Origin of the sequence: Mycolicibacterium sediminis (assembly GCF_010731735.1) — a bacterium.
In the GTDB taxonomy this organism is placed as follows: Bacteria; Actinomycetota; Actinomycetes; order Mycobacteriales; family Mycobacteriaceae; genus Mycobacterium; species Mycobacterium sediminis.
In genome coordinates this window covers 4,201,589-4,226,882 of the sequence record NZ_AP022588.1, presented here as the reverse complement: position 1 = coordinate 4,226,882, position 25,294 = coordinate 4,201,589, and the positions used below count along the sequence as shown (strand labels likewise).

The following is a 25,294-nucleotide window of genomic DNA, read 5'->3' as shown; positions in this document are numbered from 1 at the left end:
GTGCAGCCGGGCCTCGGCACACGGCGTCGACCGATGTCGGGGGGGTTCCGTCAAGCATGGCCAGCTGGTTGGATCGCTCCACACATCGGAGCTGGCTCGATGCGCACGCGCAGCACCTCCTCGCCTTCGGCAGGGCGACCGCCGACGAACGCGGCGGCGCCTTCTGGCTGACCACCGACGGCTCCCCCGACGCCGGGCAGCCAATCCACACCTGGATCGCGGCCCGGATGACCCACGTCTACTCCCTGGGAAGCCTTCTCGGCGTGCCGGGTGCCGCGACGATCGCGCAGACGACGATGGCCGGACTGGTCGGACGGCTCCACGACGACGAGCACGGCGGCTGGTTCTCCTCGGTCGATTCCGACGATCGCCCGGCTCCGGGCAAGTCCTGCTACGACCATGCCTTCGTCCTGCTGGCCGCATCCTCGGCGGCACGGGCCGACATCGACGGCGCGACAACACTGTTCGAGGATGCGCGGCGGGTCTTCCTCGAGAAGTTCTGGCGCGAGCCCGACGGACTGTGCGTCGATTCGTGGGATAGAACGTTCACAACGGTCGACGGCTACCGCGGCATGAACGCCAACATGCACGCGGTCGAGGCCATGCTCTCGACCGCCTCGGCGTCCGGCGACGAGCAGTGGATTGCACGCGCCGAGCGCATCTGCAGATTCGCCGCGGACTCCGCTGCTGCCCATCGCTGGCGCATCCCCGAGCACTACGACCAGAACTGGCGCCCCGACCTCGACCTGAACCGGGACCAACCGCGGCACCAGTTCAAGCCGTTCGGCGCGACCGTCGGACACGGCCTCGAATGGGCCAGGTTGATGGTGCACGTCGAGCAAGCCCTTGGCACCTCCGACGGTTGGCTCCTCGACGCTGCCGAGAACCTCTTCGAACGCGCCGTCGTCGATGGCTGGTCGGTCGATGGTGCACCCGGCTTCGTCTACACGACGGACTGGGAGGGCTCCCCCGTCGTCCGCGACCGGATGCACTGGGTCGTCGCCGAGGCGATCGGCGCGGCGGCCGTGCTCTACCGCAGAACCGGGAAGACCATCTACGCCCGCCGATACCAGCATTGGTGGGACTACGCCGACACCTACCTCGTCGACCACGTTCACGGATCGTGGCGGCACCAGCTCGACGCCACGAACGCCCCAGCGGACAGCGTCTGGCAGGGCAAACCCGACCTCTACCATGCGTTGCAGGCCGCCCTGATCCCCCGGCTACCGGCGTATCCCATGATCGCCACCGCGATCGCCGAAGGCCATCTGGTCTGACCAGCAGGCCAAGTGGCCGCGGGCAGCTGCTGACGCGATCGTCCATGCTGCGGCGCCGCTCAGGGGCGTTGTCTGAAATGGGGTTTCGCCGGGGCCACACGGGGAAGTCGGACGTCTAGGTCGCTTTGATGCGTTGGGTTTGCCGGAGGGCGGTGGCGAGTCGCGATGCAGGATCACTCAACGTTCGAACCCCATGAACGGATGGATCGCAATGCCTTTCACGTCGAGTTCCACCGCGCTGCGGTCCGAGGCGCCTCGTGAATGACCGTCTGTATCGCATCTATCTGCAGTTGTACGACGAGTTGTTCGCTGGCGAGCGCTGCACCCGAGGCGAATCGGCAGTGGCCGATACGGCGGCGTTCGAGGACGTCGTCCGCTATGTGACCGGGTTGACGAGACCGATCTGAGATGTGCGCCGTCCTGCGTGGCCGAAGTCCCGATTCACCGGCACAGCAAGCCGGTTCGCCAAGCTAGAGCGTCGCGACGATCTGCCGGGCGATGGTGCGCAGATTGACGTTCTGCGACTGCGACAACTCCCTCAACATGTTGAAGGCGTTCCCTTCGTCGATCTTGTAATGGTTCATGAGCATGCCCTTGGCCTGACCGATCACGTCCCTGCTTGACAGTGCGGCCGCGAACTGTTCCTGACTGTCGGCCACCATGAACGCAACGGTCGCCAGCGTGGCGAGTAGTGCACCGATCGCCTCGGCCGCCGGGTCCACGTCGCGCGGATCGAGGCCGAACATGTTGAGTGCCCCGATGCCATTGCTCGCGATGTTCAGCTGGAAGGACAGCATGCTGTGCACTCCGACTGCGACGGCCGCTGCGGCGTACTGAGGCCAGCGGGCGTCGTTCCGCAGATCGGTGCAACGCACCATGGCCTCACCTGCGGCGGCGTCCATGCAGGGGCCCTCCTGTAGTTCGATCTGGAGGGCATCGAGCTCGACGAGCAGTGGCAGCGTCGTGACCGAGCGCGTCCGTCCCTCGCCGATCACCATGACGTCGGCGAAGTCAACCCCGTCGACCAGTTCGACGGCACTACGGGTGATGCTGGTCAGGGCGCGCTCGATCGCGGTGTCTCTCGTCCGATTGCTTGTGAGATCGGCTATCGCCTTGCGGATGGAGTCGTCGTACGTGCCGCGAGCGGCCATGGGGCTTCTTCCCGGACGGAGTTGAATCAACATCCAGGTGCGCCCTAGTTGAGACCAGTATGCGCCTTCTCCAGCGGGATCCGTACCGGCGCCGTGCGGCGTCGAGCGGTCAGGCTGGAGGTCTGGCCATCTCGCTCGAGGACGTTCACCGGGTCTCGGGTTCCGCCGCGGTATGCGGCGACGTGCACGCGGATGGCATCGGGCAACTCGGCGAGAGGCAGCGTCACGTCCACCAGCCCGGTCTCGATGGCGGCGCTCGGCATGCCGAAGTGCTCCGACGTTGCCTCGTTCTGCGCGAACACGGTTCCGCCGCAATGTTGTATGGCACGAATCCCGGACTGGGCGTCGGTGCCCTTTCCCGTCAGGACGACGGCCAGGGCTCGAGGACCGCAAGTCACGGCGAGGGTGGCGAGTAGGAGATCCGCCGACGGCCGTGAGGGCGGCAGGCTTCCCGAGTCGATCAACCCGATGCGGGCCTCCGACGTGACGAGGAGATGATGAGCGGACGGGGCCACGAGCACCGTTCCGGGCTGCAGTTCGTCGTCGTCGACGGCCGCTCGCACGGTGAGGGCGGTCCTGTCGTCCAGGATGGCGGCCAGTGAACTCGGCTGATCCGGCGTCACGTGCTGTACGACGAGCCAGGCTGCTGGGACGTCGGCGGTCATGGATTCGAGGACTCGGCTCAGAGCGTTCAGGCCGCCTGCTGACGTCACCAGCGCAACGACCGGGAACTTGATGCCATACGCACTGATGTCCACGGGGCTCCTGTCCACCTCCGAGGCTATTCGACGGTGTGCCGCAGCGTGGCGACGGACACGGATCGCTCGCGTTCGTACTCGATGGAACGCTCGTCTCTCGGCGTCGCCCCGACGTACCAGTGGACTTCGCCCCCACGCGCCTGCTCCCCGGCATGAAACGACCCGTCGGCGGGCCGTCGTGCTTCCGACGACCCTCCGGCGGGTCAGTGGGCTTTCAGGTCAGGACGAGGACGCGGTCGCGAGTCGTGCCAACGTGTCGTTCAGTTGGTCCTCGGTGATCAGCGGGAACTTGAGCTTCTCGAGCAGTTTCTTGTCGGTGACCTTGGACCAATCGTAGGTGTGACGCACCAGCGTCTCCTTGGGTCCCTGAGATTCCAACTCCCACAACCACTCCCACCCGGGCGGTTCAGCGCCCTCGGGTGCGGTCTTCCAGGCCAGCAGTTTGTCCTTCGCGTACCCGGAGACGTGGTTGTCGGTCTTGTATTCACCGTCCATGTGGTCGCCCTGCATGTTCATGGTGAACTTCTGCCCCACCTCCTGAATGCGATCGGCGTGATCGACACTGCGGATGAAGCCGGAACCGTCTAGTTCCTGGTGGCGCTGCGGATTGGACAGGATGTCGAAGAGCGCGTCGACCGGCGCGTCGATGGTTCGTTCTACGGTCACTCTTCCGTCGTTGCTCATACCTGCACAGTGCCCCACAACGCACGACCGCTAAACCCGGACCCGTTCAGTCGTGGGTCGCCTCGTAGCGCAGCAGGACCGCGCCGCCCGGGAAGGTGCGGTTCTCCAGCAGTCGCAGCGACACCCACGACGGCAATGTCGGGAAGAACGGTGTGCCGCCGCCCACGGCGGTGGGCGCGATCACCAGCCGGTACTCGTCGACCAGACCGGCTCGCACGATCGGCGCGGCCAAGGTGGCTCCGGCGATCTCCATCTGGCCTTCGGTCTCGGCCTTCAGCTTCGCGACCACCTCGACGGGGTCGCCGCGTTCCAGCCGGGAGTTCCAGTCGACCGACTCCAGGGTGCGCGAGAACACGACCTTGGGCATCTCGCGCCAGGTGCGGGCGAAGTCCCTGATGAAGGGGGTGGCGTCCGGAGCGTGGTCGGCCGTCGGCCAGTAGGCGGACATCAGGTCGTACAGTCGCCGGCCGTACAACGACACGGCGGTCTCGCGTTCGAAGTCGTTCCAGTACTCGTGCAGTTCCTCGCTCGGATCGGACCAGTCGATGTTGCCTCGTGCGTCCGCGATGTAGCCGTCCACCGAGACGTTCAAGCCATAGATGAGTCTGCCCATGCCGATCAGACTGCACCGGCGGACGATTCTCATCGGGTTGGCCCACGGAAGACGCTCTAACCAGAACAGAAGAAACCCGCTCCGACACTGGTCGAAGCGGGTTTTTCGCTGTCGGGCTGACAGGATTTGAACCTGCGACCACTTGACCCCCAGGGAAGCAGCGGATGTGAAGGGGTTGTCTCCATTGTCCTGATTCATGCTGGTCAACTGCTCTCCGCGTCTCACCTGTTCCCGTCTGTCCGGTCTGTTTACGCATGTCTTGGGACACTGGGGGGACAACGGGCAGCGGATCGTCATGGTGGAACCGGCCGAGCCCTGTCGCCTTCAACTTCTCTCTGTAACGATTCCACCGACAGGGCTGCGGTAGTCAACTGATGTGTTTGCCAGGACCCGCACGACGCCCGCGCGGACGATTGCCGCTGCCATCGCTGGGTTATGAGCCGGCCGGTTGCGGTCTTGCACGTCTATCTACGTCGCTAAAGTGCAGGTCGGCCGCGATTTGGCGTCTCGTGTGTCACGCCGTGTCGAAGCGGTCGGCCCCGTTGCGCACGGTTTCGTTCACAAATCCGTTCACCTCGATTGCGTCGCCAAGGCAACCGTCTTGGCGTACCGAATCAATGGGTCGTCCTCAACCCCGCCACTACATGGACCCGTTCAGCACCGAGCAGTTCAACAGGGCTAGGTGTTATTCGACGATGTTGAAGGCTGCCGTGACTTTGTTCGGATGGATCCGGACGACAAGTTCTCCGGGCACGCCGTTGCGGCGTCCGAATTCGTCGGCTCGCTCGGCGCCCATGTAGCGGCCGCCGGCCCGTGTTGCGATGTCGAGCAGTTCGGGGGTCTTCGGAAAGGACCGCGATTCCTTGGATTTGGACGAACCCGTAGGGCGCGTGCGGTTCGTCGACGCAGAGCGTGGCGCGGGGATCGCGGGTCAGAGCCCGTCCTTTGGCTGAGGTCTTGCCTGTCATGAGCACGATTTCGCCGTTGCCGATGATGAACCAGACCGGCGCTACGAGGGGTCGTCCGTCGGTGGCGGTGTAGGCGAGCATGCCGGTGCGGGTGCCTTCGGAGAGGAATCGCTCGACCTCGGGAGTGATCTGGGGGTCAGCGCTCATTGTGCGGTCCTTTCGGGCGTCAGGTGCTACGCGGTCAGGCGCAGCGACAGGTCCCAGAGCCGTTCGGCGTTGTCTTCGTCGAGGGCGTAGGGCGCGACGCCGGTGATGCCGAATTCGTCGCGGTGGTCGACGACGGCAGCTTCACGGCAGTCCTCGAAGTAGCGGCCACTGACCCCGGCGACGTGCGGGGATGCGGCCAGCAGGACCGAGGTGGCTGCCCCCTGTTCGGGGGTCTTGACGCGGCTGCCGGCACGGCGGAAGCGTTCGTCGGCGCCGTCTTGAAAGTCCTTCCCGAGGTGGCGTTGCAGGGCGGTCATGATGCCGCCGGGCATGAGTGCGTTGGCGGTGATGCCGTCCCGGGCCCAGCGTTGGGTGACGCCGACGGCGAACAGGACATTCGCGGTCTTGGATTGGCCGTAGGCGCTGAAGGGGTCGTATTCGCGGAATCGGTAGTCGATGTCGTCGAAGATGACCGGGGAGCGCAGGTGTCCGCTGGAGCTGACCGAGACCACGCGGGCTCCGTCGGCGGCGGCCAGCGCGGCGTGTAGGCCGGTGGCGAGGGCGAAGTGGCCGAGATGGTTGGTGGCGAACTGCATTTCGTGTCCACTTGCCGAAATCTGCAGGTCTTGGATGGCCATGACTCCGGCGTTGTTGACCAGGATGTGCAGCGGCCCGTGCCAGGCGCGGACGAACGCGGTCACGCTGGCCGGATCGGAGAGGTCTAGCGGGGCGACGGTGGTGGATCCGCCGATGTCGGCGGCGACCTTCTCCCCGGCGGCGGTGTTGCGCACGGCGAGGGTGACGGTCGCACCGGCGGAGGCCAGGGCGCGCGCGGTTTCGATGCCGATACCGGACGCGGCGCCGGTGACGATCGCGCGCGCGCCGCGCAGGTCGACGTCGGCGATCACTTCCGCGGCGGTGGAGGTGGCGTCGAACGGTGTGGTGATGAGGTCGGTGGTCGTGGTCATGGGTTCTACGAACGCCATTCTGTGCAGATGTGTTCCAGCGTGGGCTATATCGAGACGAGCACGTCCGCCTTGGCGGCCGCATCGTCACCAGCACTACTCCCGCCGGCCCAGTTCGCCCTACCAAACCGCCTACTCAAGCTTCCGTCACACGACGATGTGGAGTGTCGCGGCCATTTGCTCGTCGAAAATGCTGCCGTGCCAGTAGGCGTGGCGGTGCCGAAGAACACGGTAGTTGCCGCGGTGGTCGAGCAGGCCCGCACGTCGCCAAACCCGGGGCAACCACGTAGCCCTCTCGTGGACTACGGGATTTGCGTGGTCCTTGGCACCTCGTTGCATGCAACTGTCAAGACATCACATGAGACAGAAGGGCACGGCGGTCATGAAGGACGCTCTGATACTTGGCGGCGGCTTCGCGGGAGTGTGGAGTGCGGCAAGTGCGGTGCGGCTGGCCCGATCAGCGGGCAGCGATAGGTTGCGGGTGCGGCTGATCAGCGCCGGTGATGACATGGTGATCCGGCCGCGACTTTACGAACGCAATCCGGACAAGATGCGGATCGACCTGGATCGGCTGCTTAACCCTATCGGTGTCGAGCGCCTCAACGCACGGGTGGAGTCCATCGACGCCGCCTCCCAGACTGTGATGGCCCACGGCGCCGATGGCGTGTTGGTGACAGCATCTTATGACCGGCTGGTGCTGGCCACAGGAAGCCAGCTGAAGCGGCCTGCTTTCCCCGGCGCCGCGCACGCATTCAACATCGACACTCTCAACGCCGCGGTCGCACTTGACATCCATTTGCACCATGTGTCGCAGCTGCCACCACGAGCTCGGTATACGGCGGTCGTGGTCGGTGCCGGTTTCACAGGACTGGAGATCGCCACGGAACTCGTCGGACGGTTACGCGATGTGGCGGCAGGCCAGGAAGTTCGGGTGATCTTGGTGGAGCGCGCCAAGGTTTTGGGTCCTGAGCTGGGAGATGTTCCGCGCCCCGTCATCGTTGACGCTCTCGACACGCTGTGTTTCGAGCGACGCCTGGGCCGCACCGTCGCCTCGGCCACCGAGACACAGGTGACTCTGGACGATGGTGAGGTCATCCCAGCCGCGACGCTGATCTGGACCGTCGGCATGTCCGCCAGCCCGCTGACGACACAGATCCCAGCCGAACGTGACCGGTTCGGCCGCCTGCTGGTAGACGAGTACCTGCGCGTGACACCCACCGTCTACGCTGCCGGCGACACCGCTGCCGCCGTTGCCGATGGCGGCCACCCGACCATCCAGAGCTGTCAACACGCGCAGCCGATGGGTAAGTACGCGGGCCACAACGTCGCCGCGGATCTGCTCGGTTTGCCGATGCTTCCGTTCACTGCGGACCCATACAGCAACTGCATCGATCTCGGCGCCGCCGGGGCGTTGACGACGGTGGGCTGGGAACGCACAGTCGACAAGGAAGGCTCCGAAGCCAAAGCGATCAAGCACGCCATCAACACTCAATGGATCTACCCACCCACCGACTCGGCTGACGCGCTGCTCGCGAAGGCCGGCCATTTCAGTAACAGCGCCTACGCACAGGAGATCTCGTGACCACCACCGTTGTAGTCGTCGGCGGCGGATACGCCGGCGTCCTGGCCGCCAACCGGCTGAGCCAGCGTTCCGATACCGACATCGTCATGGTCAACCCTCGGCCGCACTTCGTCGAGCGAATTCGTCTACACCAGTTGGTGGCCGGCAATGACGACGCCGTGCAGGACTACGCGACGGTGCTGACCGACCGCGCCAAGCTGGTGGTCGACTCCGCCACGCGCATCGACGCCGCCAGCCGTCAACTGCACCTGGCTTCGGGAGCCACGATGGGCTACGACTACCTGGTATATGCCGTCGGCAGCACCGCACCGCTGCCCGATGCGGTGCCCGGTGCCCGCGACCACGCCGTCCCTCTTGGTGAATATGAAGCGGCGCAACGGCTTACACAACGCCTGTCGGATGTCCCGTTGCAGGCGCCCATCGTCGTCGTCGGCGGAGGTCTGACCGGGATTGAAGCGGCGTCTGAGTTCGCCGAGGCCGGCCGACGCGTCACCCTGGTCACCGGTGCCTTGGGCCCGTCGCTGGCAAAGGGGGGCCGCCGCTCGGTGGCGAAACGCCTGAAGATGCTGGGCGTCAACGTGGTAGAGAACGCCACCGTCACCCAGGTGCACGCGGATCGAATCACGTTGCGCGACGGCACAGACTTGCCCAGTGCAGCGACGGTGTGGACAGCTGGTTTCGGTGTACCGAACCTTGCCGCCGCGAGCGGCCTGACCACTGACCGGCTCGGCCGGCTGCTCACCGACGAGACCCTCACCAGCGTCGATGATTCCTCGATCATCGCCGCCGGCGACGCCGCCTCCCCGTCGGGTGTGCCGTTGCGGATGAGCTGCCAGCTCGCCATGCCGCTGGCCTCACACGCCGCCGACACCCTCCTGGCCCGCCTGGAGGGCAAGAAACCCACGAACCTGAACCCTGCCTCAGTGGGTCAGTGCATCAGCCTGGGCCGCCACGCCGGCACCATTCAAATGTCGCATTTCAATGATGTTGCCATGCCGATGCATCTCGGCGGGCGCCTCGCGGCCACCATCAAAGAGCAAGTGTGCAAGGGCACTGTGTCGTTCTTGACCAAGGAGGCTCGTAAGCCGGGTAGCTACTCCTGGCCCAAAGGCGGTAAGAGACAAAAGAATCTACAGAAGGGTGCGGCACATGTCTGAGGTCATGGAAAGGCTCACGAAGGCCATGACGGTCATCCAGTCCGTCACACCGCCGATCATCCCCCAGGACGCCGATGCGATGACCGCGATCATCGAATGGGGCCCCGGCGACGCGGGCGCGCCGCCGCACCGTCACCCCGGCGGACCGTGCTTCGGCTACGTCCTGGAAGGCGAGATGCTCTTCGAGCTGGAAGGTGAAGCGCCGCGGGTCATCAAGGCCGGCGAAGCCTTCTGGGAACCGGGTGGCGACGTCATCCACTACTCCGATGGCAACAACCGCGAAGACGTCCCGCTGCGGTTCCTGGTGACCATGCTGTGCCGACCGGGCGTCGACATGTTCGTCCTCGTCGACGACGCCGAACTCGAACAACGCAAAGACCGCCGCATCCCGAAAGGACACTGATGAAGATCACCGTTGTGGGCGCCACCGGACAGATTGGCTCCCAGGTTGTGAAATTGCTCTCCGAAGCAGGCCATCAGGTCGCCGCGGCGTCGCGCTCGTCAGGGGTGGATGCCTTATCGGGCGATGGTGTGGCGGCCGCGTTCGGCGGCGCCGACGTCATCGTCGACGTCCTCAATTCGCCCAGCTTGGAACCCGGCCCGGCATTGGAATTCTTCACCGGCTCGGCGACCACGCTGCTGTCGGAGGCCAAAACGGCACAGGTGAAGAACTACGTGCTGCTGTCGATTGTCGGCGTGGACGGCATCGAGGCCGACGGCTACTTACGCGGCAAACACCTGCAGGAGGAGCTAGTGGCCACCTCCGGTGTGCCCTACACCATCGTGCGGGCCACCCAGTTCCACGAATTCACCGAAGGCATCGCCGGGTCACTGATGGTCGACAAGGAAGTCCGCGCGCCGGATGCGCTTATCCAGCCCGTCGCCGCGGCCGAGGTCGCCGGCTTCGTCGCGCGGGTTGCCGCCGAGGCGCCTCGCCACGGCGTGCTGAATTTCGGCGGGCCGGAGAAGATGCCGTTCACCGAGATGGCCCGCACCGTCTTCACCCATCAGGGCAAGAATTTGCCCATCACCGTCGACCCACAGGCGACCTATTTCGGCGTTCCCGTCCAGCAGAACAGCCTCGTCACCGACGACGGTGCTGAGCGGGGCAGCACCCGCCTGGTCGATTGGCTGAGTCAACAGTGATCGAAGGCGAGCTGGCAGGCCGCACCGCGCTGGTCACCGGCGGCACCGCCGGCATCGGGCTTGCCACCGCTCGTCGACTGGTGGACGCCGGCGCCTTCGTCGTCGTCACCGGACGTAACCGGGAACGCGGCGAACATGCGCAGGGCGAACTCGGACCGCACGCCCGGTTCGTTGCCGTCGACATGGCCGATCCGGCCGGCGTGGACCGGCTCTCCCGTGACCTTGAACTCGACATCCTGGTCAACAATGCGGCACGATTTCCCGCCGCCCTGACCGTCGACCAGGACGAGAGCGACTTCGGTCACACGTTCGCCACCAACGTGCGTGGTCTCTACTTCCTGGTTGCTGCAACGGTTCCCGCGATGATCCGCCGTGGTGGCGGGGCCATCGTCAACATCACCTCCATGGTGGCGTCCAAAGGTGTTCCCGGCGCCTCGGTGTACAGCGCGTCCAAAGCCGCGGTCGAGCAGTTGACCCGGACCTGGGCCGTCGAATTCGGCGCCCACAACATCCGGGTCAACAACGTCGCCCCGGGCCCGACCGCCACCGACGGCGTCGTCACCGAATGGGGCGAAACCAACGACGAACTCGGCCGCGCCCTCCCGCTGGGGCGCACCGCAGATCCCGCGGAGATCGCCGAGGCGATCTACTTCCTGGCCTCACCGAGCGCCAGTTTCATCACCGGCACCACATTGCACGTCGACGGCGGCGGCACCGCCGTCTGAAAGGATCATGATGGACTTCGATGATGTGGTGATTCGCCGCCACTCCTCGCGTATGTTCCTGTCCGACAAGCCCGTCCCGCGAGAATTGCTGAGCGAAGCTCTGACGCTGGCCATGCGGGCACCGTCGAATTCGAATGTTCAGCCCTGGCGGCTGTTTTTGGCATCGGGCGCCCGCCGTGACCGCCTCGCCGCGTCGTTGGCCGCGAAGGTGCGCACCGACCCGCCGCCCACACTGGGTCTGCCCGACTCCCACAGCCACCTGCGCCGCCAGCTCGGCGCCCTGCTCTACGGTGCGATGGGCGTAGCACGCGACGACAGCCAGGGACGCTGGAACGCCCAGCTGCGCAACTGGGACTTCTTCAACGCCCCGGTCGCCGGAATCGTCTGCATGCACCGCGACCTCGGACTGCCCGACGCCGTCGGGGTGGGTATGTTCTTGCAGACCCTGCTGCTCGCCCTGACCGAACGCGGTCTTGACAGTTGCGTGCAGGTCTCGACCGCGCTCTACCCGGACCTGGTGCGCCAGCAGCTCGACATTCCCGACGACCTGACCGTTCTGTGCGGCATCTGCATCGGCTACGCCGACCCTGCCTTTTTGGCCAACAGCATCGACACTCCGCGAAATCCAGTCTCCGAAAACGTCGTTCTTCTTGACGAATAACGTGACTGCAGACCTTCGAGACGAGCTTCGGACAGTCTTCATCTTTCAATTCCTCACCGACGAGCAACTCGATGCGTTGTGCAGCAATGGAAGCGTCCACACTGTCGGGCCGGGGCCGGTAGCTCGTGAAGGTGAGCCGGCCAGTTTCTTCTACGTGTTCCTCGACGGCGGTGAAGTGGTTGCGACCAAGCGATCCGGCGGCCGTGACGTCGAGTTGCATCGCACTTCCGAGCTCGGAACGTACTTCGGCGCGATCTCCAGTTCCACCCACGTCCACGACGTCACTGTCCGAATGACGCTGCGTTCGCGGCTATTCGTGGTTGAGGCCGAGTCGTTCGCCCGCTTTACTCAGAGCTGGTGGCCGATCGCGATGCACCTGCTCGACACCAGTGTTGCCCGCAGTCTGAGTCAGCGTCAACTGCTCGGTTTGCAGGAACGCCAACACGCCTTGGCGACCATGACCGCCGGCCTCACCCACCAGCTGAACAACCCGGCTGCAGCCACCGTCCGGGCGGTGGCCGACCTGCGCGACAGTATGGCTGAGTCCGACCGGAATCTCAGGGCGCTCGCCATGACCGCCCCCGAAGCATTGGGCGACCTGCTCGACATCCGTGCCGGCATCACCAGCTTGGTGGCGACCCCATCACCGTTGTCTCCGCTGGAGACCGCGGACCGCGAAGAAGCACTCGACGACTGGCTCGCGAGGCGCGGTATCGCCGACAGTTGGCGCTACACTTCGGCGTTCGTCGACGCAGGCGTCGACGAAGAGTGGCTTGAGCGCATCGAGACGGCGGTGACAGCGGCGACTTTGGAGTGCGCCGTGAGCTGGATCAAGCAGTTCGTCGACACCGAGATGAGGGTCCGTGAGATCTCCGAGGCCGGCGCCCGCATCGCAGCCCTGGTCAACGGCGTCAAACCCTACTCGCAGATGGACCGCGGCCCATATCAGTGCATCGACATCCACGAAATGCTGCGCAGCACCGTCCTGATGTTCGGCGACAAGATCGCCATGGCCGACAAGGGAAAGCCGGTCACCCTAGTCAAGGACCTCGATTTTTCTCTACCCGAAATACATTGCTATCCCGCTGATCTCAACCAAGTGTGGACGAATTTGATAAGCAACGCGCTCTACGCAATGGACGGGCGCGGCACTCTCACCGTCCGCACCCGGCGCGACGGCGACGCCATGGTCCGGGTGGAGATCTGCGACGATGGTCCTGGGATCCCCCAGCACATTCTCGGTCGCATCTTCGATCCGTTCTTCACCACGAAGCCTGTCGGATCCGGCTCCGGCCTGGGTCTGGACTTGGCGTGGCGGGTCGTGGTGAACCGGCACCGTGGCCACATCACCGTGCAGTCCGAGCCGGGTGACACGCGGTTCATCGTGTGCCTGCCCCTGGAGGCTCCGGCCCCTGACCCCGGTTAAGCGAACTTCTGCCGGAGTTCACGTCGGGTGCGAACGCCCATCTTGGTGTACACCTTGCGCAGATGCCAATCTACGGTGTGTGCACTGAGAAACAGCTGGCTGGCGATCTCCTGGTTGGTCAGACCCTTGCCTGCCAGTTCGGCGATCTGGCGCTCTTGAGGGCTCAGGTCATCGCCGACGGCGGTGGGCGACTTCCTGGTCTTCTGCCCCGCAGCTTGCAGCTCGCGGCGGGCCCGCTCAGCGAACGCCATCGACCCCATCGTGACTAGATCCCTGTGGGCAACTCGCAGCGGCTCTCGCGCCGCAGTCGCAGGACCGTTGCGGCGCAACCACTCTCCGTACAACAGCCGAACCCGAGCCAGTTGCACCACCTGGGAGGTGGCCTCGAAATACCCGATGCTCTGCAGATAGAGCGCTTCGGCGCGCTTTCCGCTGTTGAGAAGCGCTTCCGAGCGGGCCAGCGAACCCAGCGCCCGCGGCGTGCCGGCCGCCAGTGTCCGCTCGCGCAGTTGCTCAAGTGCTTGCTCGGCGAACTGCAAGTCGTTGGTGCGCACAGCCGCTTCGATCGCTTCGACCAACACGTAGCCGTGGAAGCCGAGGTCGTCATACTCGAGTCCTCGGCGTGCGGCGGCAAGGGCGTCGGGGTAGCGGCCACGCCCATTGTTGACCAACGCCGTGGCGTAATGCGCCAACCCAATGGCGCGGCCCTCGCCGCGGAGTCGACTCGACTCGATTGCGGCGGTTGCGAGCGCGGCAACCTCGGTATCGTCACCCTTCCATGCCGCCACGCTGAGGCCGTGATACCGCAACGGGACGTAGTTGATGGCGTTCGACAAATCACCGGCCTCTGCGACTAACCCAGCGGCTGTGGTCAATTCACCGTTGTCTACGTGTGCACCGGCGCGCGACAGCAGCGCCGACGGCAGCAGTGCCATTGCCCCGGCATCAGAGGCCAACCGCACGGCGTGCGCCGACACCGCGCTCCAGCCGTCCTCCCACGTCTCGTGGATCAAGCATTCGTGCACCAGCGGAAAGGCTCGCCAGAACCATCCTGTATCCGAGCGGACGCACCCCATGAGGGCATCCCGTGCGCGGCGCATCGCCGGCATCGCCGCCGCGGCGCCCAGGACCAGGCGATCGGCAAGCGCGTGGGTGATCACGTCGAGTGGCGTCTGCGGTGGCAGGTTCGCCAGCGCTGCCCGGGCGGTCTCGGCGATCTGCACAGTCAGACCGGGCGCGCTGCGACCCACGTACATTGCCGCACTCAGCGCCTCCAGGTACGTCTCGGTAGCCAGAGCAGCGTCCAGGACCTTCAGTTGCGCGGCCACCGCCGTGAATTCGGTGACCGCCTCGGACAAGGCAGCGGCATGCCCGCTGGCCCGTGCCGACGTGAACGCCAATCGCGTCCGCAGCTGGGCCAATCGTGCCCGCTGCAAGTCGGTCAGCGGACCCAGTTCGGCCGTTGCCAGCAGGTGGCGTGACTGGTCGAAGGACGCGATCTCGTGGTGAGCTTCCGCGGCGGCCAGCGCGCGAGTGCTGCGCATGGATGGGTCGGGTGTCAACTCGACTGCCCGCGTCAAAAAAGCTGCCGCGGCGGCTGTTCCGCCCCGTTGCCGCGCTCGGCCCGCCGAGGCCTCCAGGTCGAGCGCTACCGGTTCGTCAAGTGCCTCGCAGGCCAGCGCACGATGCCAGGCCCGACGGTCCGGATCCACCGCGGGGTCGGTCACTGCGGCCAGCGCTCCATGCGCGCGCCGCCGTTGTTCCGGGGTAGCCGATCGGTAGGCGACCGAACGTGCCAGCGGGTGATGAAACTGCACGCGGGTGTCGATCCTGAGAAGTCCAATGTCCTGCGCCGGCAGCATCGCGACGGGTTTGAGGTCCAGGTGCGCCAGCGCGCCGAACAGCAGCGCCGGATCACCCACTGGTTCCGCGGCCGCCGTCACCAGACACATCTGCGTTTCGGCGGGTAGTTCCGACACCAGTTGGAGGTATCGCCCTTCGACGCCAGCGCTCACCGGCCCGTGTTGCGCTCCGGTGGAATCGAGAAGACTGAGGGCTCGTGAGCTTTCGAGCAGTGCCAAGGGGTTACCGCGCGACTCGGCGACGATGCGGTCCGCGACGGCGGAGTCAAGGCGCCCAGGAAGGGCCGACTCCAGCAGCTTGCGGGCGTCCCCGTCGGTGAGCCCGCCGACCGCCAGGGTCGGCAGACCTGCCGTGCCGTCGATCGCACTGCGCTGCGCGAACACCAGACCGACCGCCTCGGCGTCCAGGCGACGCGCGACGAAGAACAGCGTCTGCGCGGACACCGAGTCCAGCCACTGCGCGTCGTCGACCAAGCAGAGCACCGGCCGTTCCTCGGCGGCGGCAGCCAGCAGCCCTAGCACCGCTAGCCCGACCAAGAAGCGATGGGGCGCACCGCCGGCATCGCTGATGCCGAAGGCGTGCTCCAGAGCCTCGCGTTGCGGTAGCGGAAGTCCCACGCGGAAGCCGAGCACTGGTGCGCACAGCTGCTGCAGACCGGCGAACGCCAGATCCATGTCGGACTCCACGCCAGCCACAGACAGCACAGTGCAGTCAGCCGCCGAGTCCCGGAGATTCTGCAGAAGAGCGGTTTTGCCGATACCAGCTTCGCCGACGAGCACCAGAACCTCGCTGCGGCCAGACCGCAGGGCGGTGAGCAGCTGCTGCAGCCTTTGCCACTCGGGATCGCGGCCCGACAACGCCACGACCTGGTAGGAGGTTGTCGTCAACTCACGACCCGTGGGCCAAACACGGGCAAATTCTGCCACGCTTGCGCACGGACGGCAGAGCTACGTGCGATCCCCGGATGCCGACAAACACGGAGCCCGGGTCGAGCCCTGCGCAATGAAATGCAGTAAGCCAGCCGCCCCGTTGATTGGGCGGCGCGAACTCTCCCGAACCGGTGTCGACTGGTCTCGCGGGCGTTGCAGCGCATTCGCAGCGAGGCCATTCACCGCGGTTCAGCGCAACGGCGAAGCAGCGCGTATACAGGGCGGTCCACCATGCCACGCCGTTCCACGGCGGCCACGATCGTGTCGCGGTCTACGGCGAGCAAATAGTCGATGACCGGCGCCCGGTCATAAATCAGTGCGCTGCTGACCACGCCGCGGTACTCGATCGAGCGCACCCGCCCGTTCGGCGTCATGGTCTCGACGTCCCTTCTCCGCGCCGAGACGTCCCGCGAACCCGTGTCGAACAGCGCAAGCAGCGACACCAGGTCGGCGGCGAACACTCCTGTGCCGTCCGTGTCCGGGTACAACAGCGGATCGACGGTCTCGGAGTCGACGAATCCCACCCCCCCCACCAACCACTCTCGATGAACATCTTGCCGCCCGGCGTCTCGGCGTAACTGGGGTCGACCTTCCAGGTACCGATCAACGCCTCCATCCCCACGGGGTCCAGCTCGTCGTAGGAGACCTCCAACTCGCGCTGGGTCACAGCTGTCGTTCCACAGCACTGGATCGGAGTCATCGTGGAGTCCTTTCGCTCTCGGGCGCCCCGGCGGGGCCGATCGGCACAACCGGCCAGGGAACTGGAATAGTCCGCGCTCAGCAACCCCAACGTTCGGGAATAAAACTGAACGATTGACGATTATGTTCAGTATGACTACCGAACAAGCAGCATCGGAGCGACAAAGGTCCGACAACAACCGCGCCCTGGTGGTCGGAATGGGTGTCAGCGGGATCGCCGCAGCAACGCGTCTGCGCGCTGCGGGGTGGACGCCCGTGATCATCGAGCGCGCCGCAGAACGCCGACGGGGCGGCTACTTCATCGGACTCTTCGAGGCAGGAATGATCGCCGCTGATCGACTCGGCATCCTCGGCCACCTTCACGACCGCAATCCCGGCGCCCTCAGCTACCTCATTGACCGCAGCGGACACCAGCTGCGCACCTTCTCCATGAAGGATCTGCCGGGGCGTCCGTGGTTGATGTTGCGTGGTGACGTCGAGCAAGCCGCTTTCGCGACGCTGCCCGCTGATGTGGAGGTCCGTTACTCGACGATGCCGACGGCCATCACACAGGACGACCAGGGGGTTCACGTCACCTTGCTGAACTCGCAGTCCGGCGACACCGTGATCGAACGCTTCGACCTCGTGGTCGGCGCCGACGGACTGCGGTCAACGGTACGGTCCCTGGCATTCGGCCCACATGAGAACTACCTGCATCGCTTGGGGTACATGGTCGCCGCATTCGAATTTCCCGGCACTCCGGCCGGTCTCGAGCCGGGCGTCAGCGTGCAGTTGGTCGAGCCCGACCGGGCGATGTGGGTGTTCGCGTTCGAAGACCACAACCCGACCATCATGATCTCCTACCGGACCGACGACGTAGACGCCGAGTTCACCCGCCCCGCCCCTGAACGCATCCGTGAGGTCTTTTCCGATCAACCCCTCGGAGCCACGCTCGCCGACGTGCTCGGCGTCCTCGACCACGCCGACAATGTGCTCTTCGATTCCGCCGAGCAGGTCCACATGGACCGTTGGCACGAGGGGCGGGTGGTGCTGCTCGGCGATTCAGCATGGTGCGTCACGCTCTATGCGGGGATGGGCGTCTCGGCCGGTCTGATCGGCGCCGACCTGCTGGGTGAGCTTCTTGAACGCCACCCCCACGACACCGCGACCGCGTTGAGCGAATGGGAGCAGGGGCTGCGCCCCTATGTCCAGGAATATCAGGCGGTGGGCCTGAATCAGCGGGCGTTCTTCGTTCCGGACACGTCGGGCCAGGTCCGGCTGCGGCGGGCGATGTCCGTGGTGACACGCTTCTCGATTGGGCGTCGGGTTCTCAGCGCCATCCTGGAGGGCGCCGTGGAGGCGCGGACCGCCGACATCACGGCCACGGCGCTGCAACGTCTCGGAATCAAGCCGCCGCCGACGGTATGAATACAGACGTGACATCCGAACTCCCGGAGCACCATTCTCCGACGGCGGCACGCATCGTCGACGCTGCTCAGGACTTGTTGCAGCGGCGCGGCAGCAAGGCGGTCACCATCGCCGCCGTCGCGCAGAAGGCGCACGTCGGCACGGGCACCGTATACCTCTACTGGTCCAGCAAATCCGAACTCCTTCTCGGTCTGATCGGTCGCGACTTCCTCGATCTGGCCGAACAGTTCATCGGCGACCTGCGGACCGACCCAGATTTGGCCCGGCCCTCTCGGCTGTTCCCGAGCCTGATGAACCGGGCAGCACATCGACCGTTCGTCAAAGCGATGCTGCGCGACGACGACGAACTGCTGGGGTCGCTTGCCGAGGACCCGACGTCCGCGGCACTCGTGGACGCCTTGGGGCCCGACGCGCTGATGAACGCGCTGCTGCCGACCTGGCGGGACAACGGCCTTGCGCGCACGGACTGGAGTCTTGACGCGCAAACCTATGCACTCATGGCGCTCTACCGCGGCTTCCTGCTTCTCGGCGACGAGAAGCACACCGAACCAGCGACGTCGGATCCTGCGACTGTCTTGGCCCAGGCCGTCACCGCGCTGTTGGGACCTGAACGTCCGACGAAGACGCAGATGCGCAGGGTCGTCGCGGACGGCATCGACTTCCTGGAACGCGGTGCCGCATTAGTACGGGAGATCATCGCTGGAAAGAACACGCACTGACCCGCGTATCGCACTGGCGGGGCGACAACAGAAGCGTGCTCGACGGACACCCGGCGGACTTCTAGATGCGCCGACACCCGGTGGTGACGGCGCCCCGGGCGAACCGAAGGTCGTCGGCTAGCGTGCCTGCTCGCGGACTACGGGGTTTCCGTGGGCCTTACCGCCGGAGCGCCTGACAGTGTTGACCCAACGCGGTATTGGAGGCTACGTGAGCGTTGCGGAACTAAGGGGTTGCACCGCCCTGGTGACAGGCGGGACTTCGGGCATTGGACTGGCCACCGCGCAACTACTTACACACGCCGGCGCCCACGTCATCGTCAGTGACGAGGACCCCGACCGGGGCAAGCTAGCCGCAACTCGGCTCGGCAGCGGCACGCGGTTCCTCCCCGCTAGACTTGCCGACCTAGGTGACGTCGATTTTCTTGCGCGGCAGACCCCGATCGACATCCTGATTGCCGCCGCCGTCATCGCCGACCTGCACCTTCTCCAAGGGGTGTATTTCCTCGTGGCCGCGGTGGCCCAACCGATGATCCGCCGTGGCGGCGGCGCGATAATCAACGTTCTCCCCGGCGCGCCCGAGTTCAGCGCTGCCCTCCGATCTCTAACCCGCACCTGGGCGGCCGAATTCGGTCCGCACGGCATCCGGGTCAACAGCGTCGCTCCCGGCCCCCCGGGAACCGACAACGTACTCGGGCGCACAGCGGAGCCCAGTGAAATCGCCGCAGCCATCGCATTTCTCGCTTCACCCCGCGCAAGCTGCATCACCGGCACCACCCTGAGCGTTGACGGTGGAGCCGCCATCGGGCGTACGCGTCAGCGGGTCGCGCGTACGGATCGCTCACGATGGACTGACCCCCGGTCGGGTGACTCCTAACCCGTGAGAACCCGTCCCGACTGACTACGCACCAGTCCAAAGCCGAACACTATGTAGCGGAACACTTTTCACTCGCGTCATCTCGACAGAAAGGCAGCACGGCAATGGCCGAACCCACGACGAGCATTACCGTCATCGGCGCTACCGGCCTGATCGGCCGTCAACTCGTCCCCCTACTCCGCGACGCTGGTCACAACGTCACCGCAGCCTCCCGTGACTCCGGTGTTGACCTGCTCACCGGACAGGGCCTTGACGATGCCCTCGCCGACGCTGAGGTCATCGTCGACGTGATCAATTCCGCCACCCCCGAGGACTCCGCTGAAGCCTTCTTCCATCAGACCGCGGCCAACCTGTCCGCTGCCGCTGCCAAGGCCGGCGTCAGACATTACGTCGTGCTGTCCATCGTCGGCGCAGACGAGATGGCCCTCAAAGCCGGATACATCCGCGGCAAGCTCGCCCAGGAGGGCGCGGCCGCTACCTCGGGGGTTCCTTGGACTGTCGTGCGGGCCACACAATTCCACGAATTGGCTGAACCCATCACCGAATCCCTGATCGCCGCCGACGAGGTGCACGCCCCGGCCGCACTGATCCAGCCCATCGACTCCTCCGAGGTCACCGCGATCCTGGCCCGCGTTGCCGTCAACGAGCCACTCAACACCATTCACAACGTCGGAGGCCCGCAGAAGATGCCGTTCTCCGACATGGCCCGCGCCGTGCTACGCCACCAGAGCCGCACGCTCAACGTCCTCGACGACCCGTCGGCGACGTACAGCGGGCTAAACATCGATTACACAACGCTCGTCACCGACGACGAGGCCGAACTGGGCACCACGCGGCTGGTCGACTGGCTGGCGCGCCGCTGATCTGCTCGGCCCCTTCCACCGCCCGACACCCACGACCCACTACCCACGAAAGGATCTGCGGACATGTGTGCAATCGTCGGCTATGTGGGGCGCCGGCCCGCCTGCAACATTCTGATGGGCGCTCTACACCGGATGGAATATCGCGGCTACGACTCGTCGGGCATCGCGCTGCTCGGTGGAGACGGCGGGCTGACCGTCCGGAGACGTGCCGGCAGGTTGGCCAATCTTGAGGCGGCGCTAGACGATACGGACGGCGACGTTCTCGCCGGCAGCACCGGCGTGGGCCATACCCGCTGGGCTTCGCACGGCCGTCCCACCGACCGCAACGCCCATCCACATCGGGACAGCAGCGGCAAGTTCGCCGTGGTGCACAACGGCATCATCGAGAACTACGCGGCGCTGCGCGCCGACCTGGAGGTCGCCGGCGTCGAGCTCACCAGCGACACCGACACCGAGGTGGCCGTCCACCTGGTGGCGCAGGCCTACCGCGACGGGGAGACCGCGGGAGACTTCGAGGGCTCGGTACTGTCGGTCCTGCGCCAGCTCGAAGGCCACTTCACCCTGGTGTTCGCCTTCGCCGAGCAACCCGGCACCATCGTGGCCGCGCGCCGCTCCACCCCGCTGGTGATCGGCGTCGGTGAGGGCGAGATGTTTCTCGGCTCCGACGTGGCAGCGTTCGTCGAATACACCCGCGAGGCAGTAGAACTCGGCCAGGATCAGGCCGTGGTCCTCACCGCCGACGGCTACCACATCACCGACTTCCACGGTGTCGACGCCTCCAACCACGCTCGCCCGTTCCACATCGACTGGGACCTCTCGGCCGCAGAGAAGGGCGGCTACGAGTACTTCATGCTCAAGGAAATCGCCGAGCAGCCCGCCGCGGTCGCCGACACCCTGCTCGGACACTTCGCCGACGGGCGCATCGTGCTCGACGAGCAGCGCCTCTACGATCAGGAACTCCGCGAGATCGACAAGATCTTCATCGTCGCCTGCGGCACGGCGTACCACTCGGGACTGCTGGCCAAGTACGCCATCGAACACTGGACGCGGCTGCCCGTCGAGGTCGAGCTCGCCAGCGAGTTCCGCTACCGCGACCCGGTACTGGACCGCAGCACGCTGGTGATCGCCATCTCGCAGTCCGGCGAGACCGCCGACACCCTGGAGGCCGTGCGCCACGCCAAGGAGCAGAAGGCCAAGGTGCTGGCCATCTGCAACACCAACGGCAGCCAGATCCCCCGGGAGTGCGATGCGGTGCTCTACACCCGCGCCGGACCCGAGATCGGCGTCGCGTCGACCAAGACGTTCCTGGCCCAGATCGCCGCCAACTATCTCGTCGGTCTGGCGCTGGCGCAGGCCCGCGGCACGAAGTACCCCGACGAGGTGGCCAGGGAGTTCGCCGAGCTGGAAGCGATGCCCGATCTGATCGACCGGGTGTTGACGTGCATGGAACCGGTGACCGCGCTGGCCCATCGGTTCGCCACGTCCCAGACGGTGCTGTTCCTCGGCCGTCACGTCGGGTACCCGGTGGCGCTGGAGGGCGCGTTGAAGCTCAAGGAACTGGCGTACATGCACGCCGAGGGCTTCGCGGCCGGAGAGTTCAAGCACGGTCCGATCGCGCTCATCGAGGACGGCCTGCCCGTCATCGTCGTGATGCCGTCGCCTAAGAATGCTGCGATGCTGCACAGCAAGCTGTTGAGCAACATTCGGGAGATTCAGGCCCGCGGGGCGGTCACGATCGTCCTCGCCGAGGAGGGCGACGACACCGTCCGGCCCTACGCCGACCACCTCGTCGGAATGCCCGCGGTGTCGACGCTGTTTCAGCCGCTGTTGTCGACTATTCCGCTGCAGGTGTTCGCCGCAGGGGTGGCCCAAGCCCGTGGGTACGACGTCGACAAGCCCCGCAACCTCGCCAAGTCCGTCACCGTCGAGTGAACCGACGACGTCTCGATCAGAACTACTGAGCCTGCGCTGGAGGCAGCGGCAACCGCCCTCATTTATCTTTAGTGCTAGTATCTAGTGCACTATGGAATCGCGCGCTGGACACCTGCACTCGGCTAGGCCGATGTGCTCGAACAACACGCTGGGCGAGCAACTGTCGTTTGCGCTCTACGGTGCGGCGAATCGAATGATTCGGCTGCACAAGCCATTCCTGGAGCCGTTGGGGCTGACATTCCCCCAATACCTGGTCATCTTGGCGTTGCTCGACGGTTCCCCGCAGACCGTCGGCGCGCTCGGAGCCCGGTTGCACATGGACACGGGCACGATCACGCCGCTGGTCAAACGCTTGGAAGCAGCGGGGATGGTCTCGCGCGTGCGTGATCGCGCCGACGAGCGGCGGGTGCTCGTCGACCTGACCGCTGCGGGTCGACGGCTCGAATCAAAGGTCCGCGACGTCACCGACCAGATCAAGTCAGCGTGCCAACTCGACGACGCCGGCCTGCACGACCTGCGACGGACGCTTGAAGGACTCGCGTATCCGGCCGTCGACTAACCAACACCAAAATCAAGGAGCCAGAATGAGAATCGGCATCGTCGGCGCCGGCAACATCGGCAAGACGCTGAGTCACAAGCTGAGCGCAGCGGGGCATGACGTCAAGATCGCCAACTCCCGCAGTCCGCAGACGATCGACCCCGAAGCACTGTCCACCGGTGCCCGCGCGGTCGAAGCGGCCGACGCGGTGCGCGATGTCGAGGTCGTCATCTTGTCGATTCCCCTCAATCGCATGCCGGCGTTCGCATCAACTGTCCGCGGCACCGCCCGCCGTCGTCGTCGTCGACACCTCGAACTACTACCCGATGCGCGATGGGCGGATCGGAGCCCTCGACGACGGCGAAATTGAGAGCGTGTGGCTGGCCGAACAGATCGGACGCCCAATCGTCAAGGCGTGGAACGCATCGGGTCGGCGTCATTCGCCGGCGGCATCCCAGCGGTCGATGTCCTCGAGTGAAACCGTCACGTGCCCAACCGACTAGAGGTCGATGCTGGGCGGAATCCGCTCCCCTGCGGCGTCGACGGCAGCTCCATTGTCGGTATCGGCAGCGCTGTATTCGATCGCCCCGGTCCGCAGACCCGTGCTGTGGTCGACCATCCGAGCGAAGAGTGCAGTGCTGTCGGCTTGCCACTTCGCGACGGCGCCGCTCAGAATGGCCGCCGAACCTGCCGGAAGACCGCGCTGGGCAGCTTCAATGCGACCATCCGCGGTCGCGTGCGCCACGCGCACCGTGTCAGCGCGCAAGTCAATCGTCGAAGCCGACAGTTGCAAATCCTCCGGAACAACACGAAGATTTTTCGGCACAGACCCGCTCCTAACTGTGCGGGCACCAGCAGTGCATCCGACGATACCGCGAGCTACAGGAGCCCTCTTGCATCAATCTGTCGACTACTGCCTATCGCCGAATGCAGTTCTTGCCGCCTCGCTGCGCTCATCCAGCAGCGCATCCTTACGGCTTACCGCCCTCCTGTTGCCAGACGCGCGTGGCCGCATTCTGGCCTCTCTGTCAACCTCAAAGAGCCACATTGAACTGCGCGGATGACATGTCTCATTATCGCCGCTAAGACCGCGGATTAGCCCCTACAACTCCGTGGCGGGCTATCCCCGGGCGCGACAGTGCCGAGCGCCGCAAGGCATGCGACGTCGACGCCGGAGACTGGACTGTGGTGCTGCCCGCTGTCGTCGCCTTCCTCGCGCCTTTCCCGGCCAATGCCGACACTGGCGCCATCTCCGAGCCGCGCGCGACCACGAGCCGTTCGTCACCCTCACCGCGGCGGACCGCCTGCTGACGCTGGCACCGTTGAGCTGCGGCGACTCGCTGCGCGTCTACTCCAACGGTCACGGCCAGCGCGAAACGATTGGCCAGCACCGCATCTGCTGGGCCTGCACAGCCAGTGTGCGCGCGCTGCCCGTGTGGTTCGACGCCACCACGGTGCAACCGCCGCGCGCAGCGACGATCCTGCAGCGCGGCTAAATCCTTGCTCGGTCGCTGTCGCGGCCCGCCCAACTCGGCGGTGCGACACCGCCCGCCACGGCTCTGTAAACCCCGCCCAGCTCTTCGCTGTTGAATGCTGCGCCACTCCCCCTCAGTACGACGCGAAACTCACCACAAAGTGGGCTGGTCGCCAAGCAGCGCCGCCTGCACCGCGGCGGCATCCCAGCTATGGCGCACGGCCTCGCATAGCGCCACCGATCGCTCACGCCGAACACCGCGACTGTCGCAGCGGCGCACCGCATGGCCGCCACCGCGACGCATCCGCGCCATCCACTCCATGTTGTCGCCCTGGGAGCCCGACACGGAGTGCTGGTGCGGGTCGGTGTCGGCCGCGATCTTCACGCACACCGGGTTGTCGCATTCATGCAGACCCAGCACGCCCGCTGCGACGCTTCCGCCGGCAATGGCCAACGCGTAGCGGTGCGGACGCACACAGAACCCCACGCTGTCGCGGGTGAGGTAGAACCGGCCGTAGCCATCGGGGCCGATGGCTACGGTCCAAATGTTGCAGCCCGAAGGTGTTGGCCAGCAGACAACGTGGCTGTGCAGGCGCGCGATCTCAGCGGCGTGCACCTGCCGATCGACGACCAGCTCGCCCGCCCTTCTCATGACCGCTGACCTTAGGTCCGGACACCGATACACGGCCGCGCCGCAGGAGCGTACAAGGCCGCCCCCGTGCCGCCGCCGCCGACC

Annotated in this window: 27 protein-coding genes; 17 read left to right on the top strand and 10 right to left on the bottom strand. The window is 65.7% G+C overall.

Features of this window, described 5'->3' with window-relative positions:
- Window positions 1-56 precede the first annotated feature (56 nt).
- Complete coding sequence (locus tag G6N64_RS20210) at window positions 57-1,277, top strand: AGE family epimerase/isomerase (RefSeq protein ID WP_163799142.1); 1,221 nt, start codon at window positions 57-59, stop codon at window positions 1,275-1,277.
- Window positions 1,278-1,534: 257 nt separating this feature from the next.
- On the top strand, window positions 1,535-1,684 hold the full coding sequence (locus tag G6N64_RS20205; RefSeq protein WP_163799140.1) for a hypothetical protein: 150 nt from the start codon (window positions 1,535-1,537) through the stop codon (window positions 1,682-1,684).
- A 63-nt stretch (window positions 1,685-1,747) separates the two neighbouring features.
- On the opposite strand, the gene G6N64_RS20200 is transcribed toward G6N64_RS20205, so the two are convergent.
- The 6 genes from G6N64_RS20200 to G6N64_RS20175 form a co-directional block, all read right to left on the bottom strand.
- A complete protein-coding gene (locus tag G6N64_RS20200) occupies window positions 1,748-2,428 on the bottom strand; it encodes a GAF and ANTAR domain-containing protein (RefSeq protein WP_163799138.1) in 681 nt (226 codons plus the stop codon).
- Between the two features lie 44 nt (window positions 2,429-2,472).
- Entirely contained in the window at window positions 2,473-3,186 is a 714-nt protein-coding gene (locus G6N64_RS20195) for a chemotaxis protein CheB (protein ID WP_197748292.1), read from the bottom strand.
- A gap of 219 nt (window positions 3,187-3,405) precedes the next feature.
- On the bottom strand, window positions 3,406-3,870 hold the full coding sequence (locus G6N64_RS20190; protein ID WP_163799135.1) for an SRPBCC family protein: 465 nt from the start codon (window positions 3,868-3,870) through the stop codon (window positions 3,406-3,408).
- Window positions 3,871-3,916: 46 nt separating this feature from the next.
- Window positions 3,917-4,483 (bottom strand): dihydrofolate reductase family protein, encoded by a 567-nt coding sequence (locus tag G6N64_RS20185; protein ID WP_163799133.1) that lies wholly within the window; start codon window positions 4,481-4,483, stop codon window positions 3,917-3,919.
- A gap of 614 nt (window positions 4,484-5,097) precedes the next feature.
- Window positions 5,098-5,532, bottom strand: a complete 435-nt coding sequence (locus G6N64_RS20180; protein ID WP_409370783.1) for a pyridoxamine 5'-phosphate oxidase family protein — start codon at window positions 5,530-5,532, stop codon at window positions 5,098-5,100.
- A 92-nt stretch (window positions 5,533-5,624) separates the two neighbouring features.
- Window positions 5,625-6,566 carry an SDR family NAD(P)-dependent oxidoreductase gene (locus G6N64_RS20175; RefSeq protein ID WP_163799131.1) on the bottom strand — a complete coding sequence of 314 codons (942 nt, stop codon included), beginning with the start codon at window positions 6,564-6,566 and terminating at the stop codon, window positions 5,625-5,627.
- 379 nt (window positions 6,567-6,945) lie between these two features.
- Here G6N64_RS20175 and G6N64_RS20170 point away from each other — a divergent pair, with 379 nt between their 5' ends.
- Genes G6N64_RS20170 through G6N64_RS20140 form a run of 7 tightly spaced genes read left to right on the top strand, consistent with a single transcriptional unit; the run spans window position 6,946 to window position 13,260 of the window.
- Window positions 6,946-8,145, top strand: a complete 1,200-nt coding sequence (locus tag G6N64_RS20170; protein WP_163799128.1) for an NAD(P)/FAD-dependent oxidoreductase — start codon at window positions 6,946-6,948, stop codon at window positions 8,143-8,145.
- A complete protein-coding gene (locus G6N64_RS20165) occupies window positions 8,142-9,302 on the top strand; it encodes an NAD(P)/FAD-dependent oxidoreductase (RefSeq protein ID WP_163799126.1) in 1,161 nt (386 codons plus the stop codon). Before G6N64_RS20170 ends, G6N64_RS20165 begins: the two co-directional genes overlap by 4 nt.
- Window positions 9,295-9,705: a cupin domain-containing protein gene (locus G6N64_RS20160; RefSeq protein ID WP_029104971.1), complete on the top strand. Its 411-nt coding sequence runs from the start codon at window positions 9,295-9,297 to the stop codon at window positions 9,703-9,705. The genes G6N64_RS20165 and G6N64_RS20160 overlap by 8 nt, the downstream gene beginning before the upstream one ends.
- Entirely contained in the window at window positions 9,705-10,448 is a 744-nt protein-coding gene (locus tag G6N64_RS20155) for an SDR family oxidoreductase (RefSeq protein WP_163799124.1), read from the top strand. The genes G6N64_RS20160 and G6N64_RS20155 overlap by 1 nt, the downstream gene beginning before the upstream one ends.
- Window positions 10,430-11,173, top strand: a complete 744-nt coding sequence (locus tag G6N64_RS20150; protein WP_231387977.1) for an SDR family NAD(P)-dependent oxidoreductase — start codon at window positions 10,430-10,432, stop codon at window positions 11,171-11,173. The genes G6N64_RS20155 and G6N64_RS20150 overlap by 19 nt, the downstream gene beginning before the upstream one ends.
- A 7-nt stretch (window positions 11,174-11,180) precedes the next feature.
- The gene (locus tag G6N64_RS20145; protein ID WP_174266848.1) at window positions 11,181-11,834 is read left to right on the top strand and encodes a nitroreductase; all 654 of its coding nucleotides are present in this window, start codon (window positions 11,181-11,183) and stop codon (window positions 11,832-11,834) included.
- A complete protein-coding gene (locus tag G6N64_RS20140) occupies window positions 11,824-13,260 on the top strand; it encodes an ATP-binding protein (protein ID WP_246230724.1) in 1,437 nt (478 codons plus the stop codon). The genes G6N64_RS20145 and G6N64_RS20140 overlap by 11 nt, the downstream gene beginning before the upstream one ends.
- Here the strand turns inward: G6N64_RS20140 and G6N64_RS20135 are convergent.
- Both G6N64_RS20135 and G6N64_RS20130 read right to left on the bottom strand, forming a co-directional pair.
- Window positions 13,257-16,010: a helix-turn-helix transcriptional regulator gene (locus G6N64_RS20135; RefSeq protein ID WP_246230723.1), complete on the bottom strand. Its 2,754-nt coding sequence runs from the start codon at window positions 16,008-16,010 to the stop codon at window positions 13,257-13,259. The two genes, G6N64_RS20140 and G6N64_RS20135, sit on opposite strands and share 4 nt — an antisense overlap.
- Before the next feature lie 221 nt (window positions 16,011-16,231).
- Complete coding sequence (locus tag G6N64_RS20130) at window positions 16,232-16,576, bottom strand: DUF4334 domain-containing protein (protein ID WP_163799120.1); 345 nt, start codon at window positions 16,574-16,576, stop codon at window positions 16,232-16,234.
- 307 nt (window positions 16,577-16,883) lie between these two features.
- Here G6N64_RS20130 and G6N64_RS20125 point away from each other — a divergent pair, with 307 nt between their 5' ends.
- From G6N64_RS20125 to G6N64_RS20095, 7 genes are all read left to right on the top strand, one after another.
- On the top strand, window positions 16,884-18,158 hold the full coding sequence (locus G6N64_RS20125; RefSeq protein ID WP_246230722.1) for an FAD-dependent monooxygenase: 1,275 nt from the start codon (window positions 16,884-16,886) through the stop codon (window positions 18,156-18,158).
- 8 nt (window positions 18,159-18,166) lie between these two features.
- Entirely contained in the window at window positions 18,167-18,877 is a 711-nt protein-coding gene (locus G6N64_RS20120) for a TetR/AcrR family transcriptional regulator (protein WP_246230721.1), read from the top strand.
- A 208-nt stretch (window positions 18,878-19,085) separates the two neighbouring features.
- Window positions 19,086-19,751 carry an SDR family NAD(P)-dependent oxidoreductase gene (locus G6N64_RS20115; protein ID WP_163799115.1) on the top strand — a complete coding sequence of 222 codons (666 nt, stop codon included), beginning with the start codon at window positions 19,086-19,088 and terminating at the stop codon, window positions 19,749-19,751.
- A gap of 104 nt (window positions 19,752-19,855) precedes the next feature.
- On the top strand, window positions 19,856-20,614 hold the full coding sequence (locus tag G6N64_RS20110) for an SDR family oxidoreductase (protein ID WP_163799112.1): 759 nt from the start codon (window positions 19,856-19,858) through the stop codon (window positions 20,612-20,614).
- A gap of 63 nt (window positions 20,615-20,677) precedes the next feature.
- Window positions 20,678-22,546 carry a glutamine--fructose-6-phosphate transaminase (isomerizing) gene (gene glmS, locus G6N64_RS20105; RefSeq protein ID WP_163799110.1) on the top strand — a complete coding sequence of 623 codons (1,869 nt, stop codon included), beginning with the start codon at window positions 20,678-20,680 and terminating at the stop codon, window positions 22,544-22,546.
- Between the two features lie 193 nt (window positions 22,547-22,739).
- The gene (locus tag G6N64_RS20100) at window positions 22,740-23,105 is read left to right on the top strand and encodes a MarR family winged helix-turn-helix transcriptional regulator (RefSeq protein WP_197748291.1); all 366 of its coding nucleotides are present in this window, start codon (window positions 22,740-22,742) and stop codon (window positions 23,103-23,105) included.
- Entirely contained in the window at window positions 23,074-23,454 is a 381-nt protein-coding gene (locus G6N64_RS20095; RefSeq protein ID WP_197748290.1) for an NAD(P)-binding domain-containing protein, read from the top strand. Before G6N64_RS20100 ends, G6N64_RS20095 begins: the two co-directional genes overlap by 32 nt.
- A gap of 129 nt (window positions 23,455-23,583) precedes the next feature.
- Here the strand turns inward: G6N64_RS20095 and G6N64_RS20090 are convergent, their stop codons facing one another.
- Window positions 23,584-23,910, bottom strand: coding sequence for a type VII secretion target (locus tag G6N64_RS20090; protein WP_163799106.1), 327 nt, complete (start codon window positions 23,908-23,910; stop codon window positions 23,584-23,586).
- Between the two features lie 496 nt (window positions 23,911-24,406).
- Here G6N64_RS20090 and G6N64_RS20085 point away from each other — a divergent pair, with 496 nt between their 5' ends.
- Complete coding sequence (locus G6N64_RS20085; RefSeq protein WP_163799104.1) at window positions 24,407-24,580, top strand: hypothetical protein; 174 nt, start codon at window positions 24,407-24,409, stop codon at window positions 24,578-24,580.
- Between the two features lie 129 nt (window positions 24,581-24,709).
- Here G6N64_RS20085 and G6N64_RS20080 read toward each other — a convergent pair whose 3' ends face one another.
- Entirely contained in the window at window positions 24,710-25,210 is a 501-nt protein-coding gene (locus tag G6N64_RS20080) for a hypothetical protein (protein ID WP_163799102.1), read from the bottom strand.
- Between the last annotated feature and the right edge of the window lie 84 nt (window positions 25,211-25,294).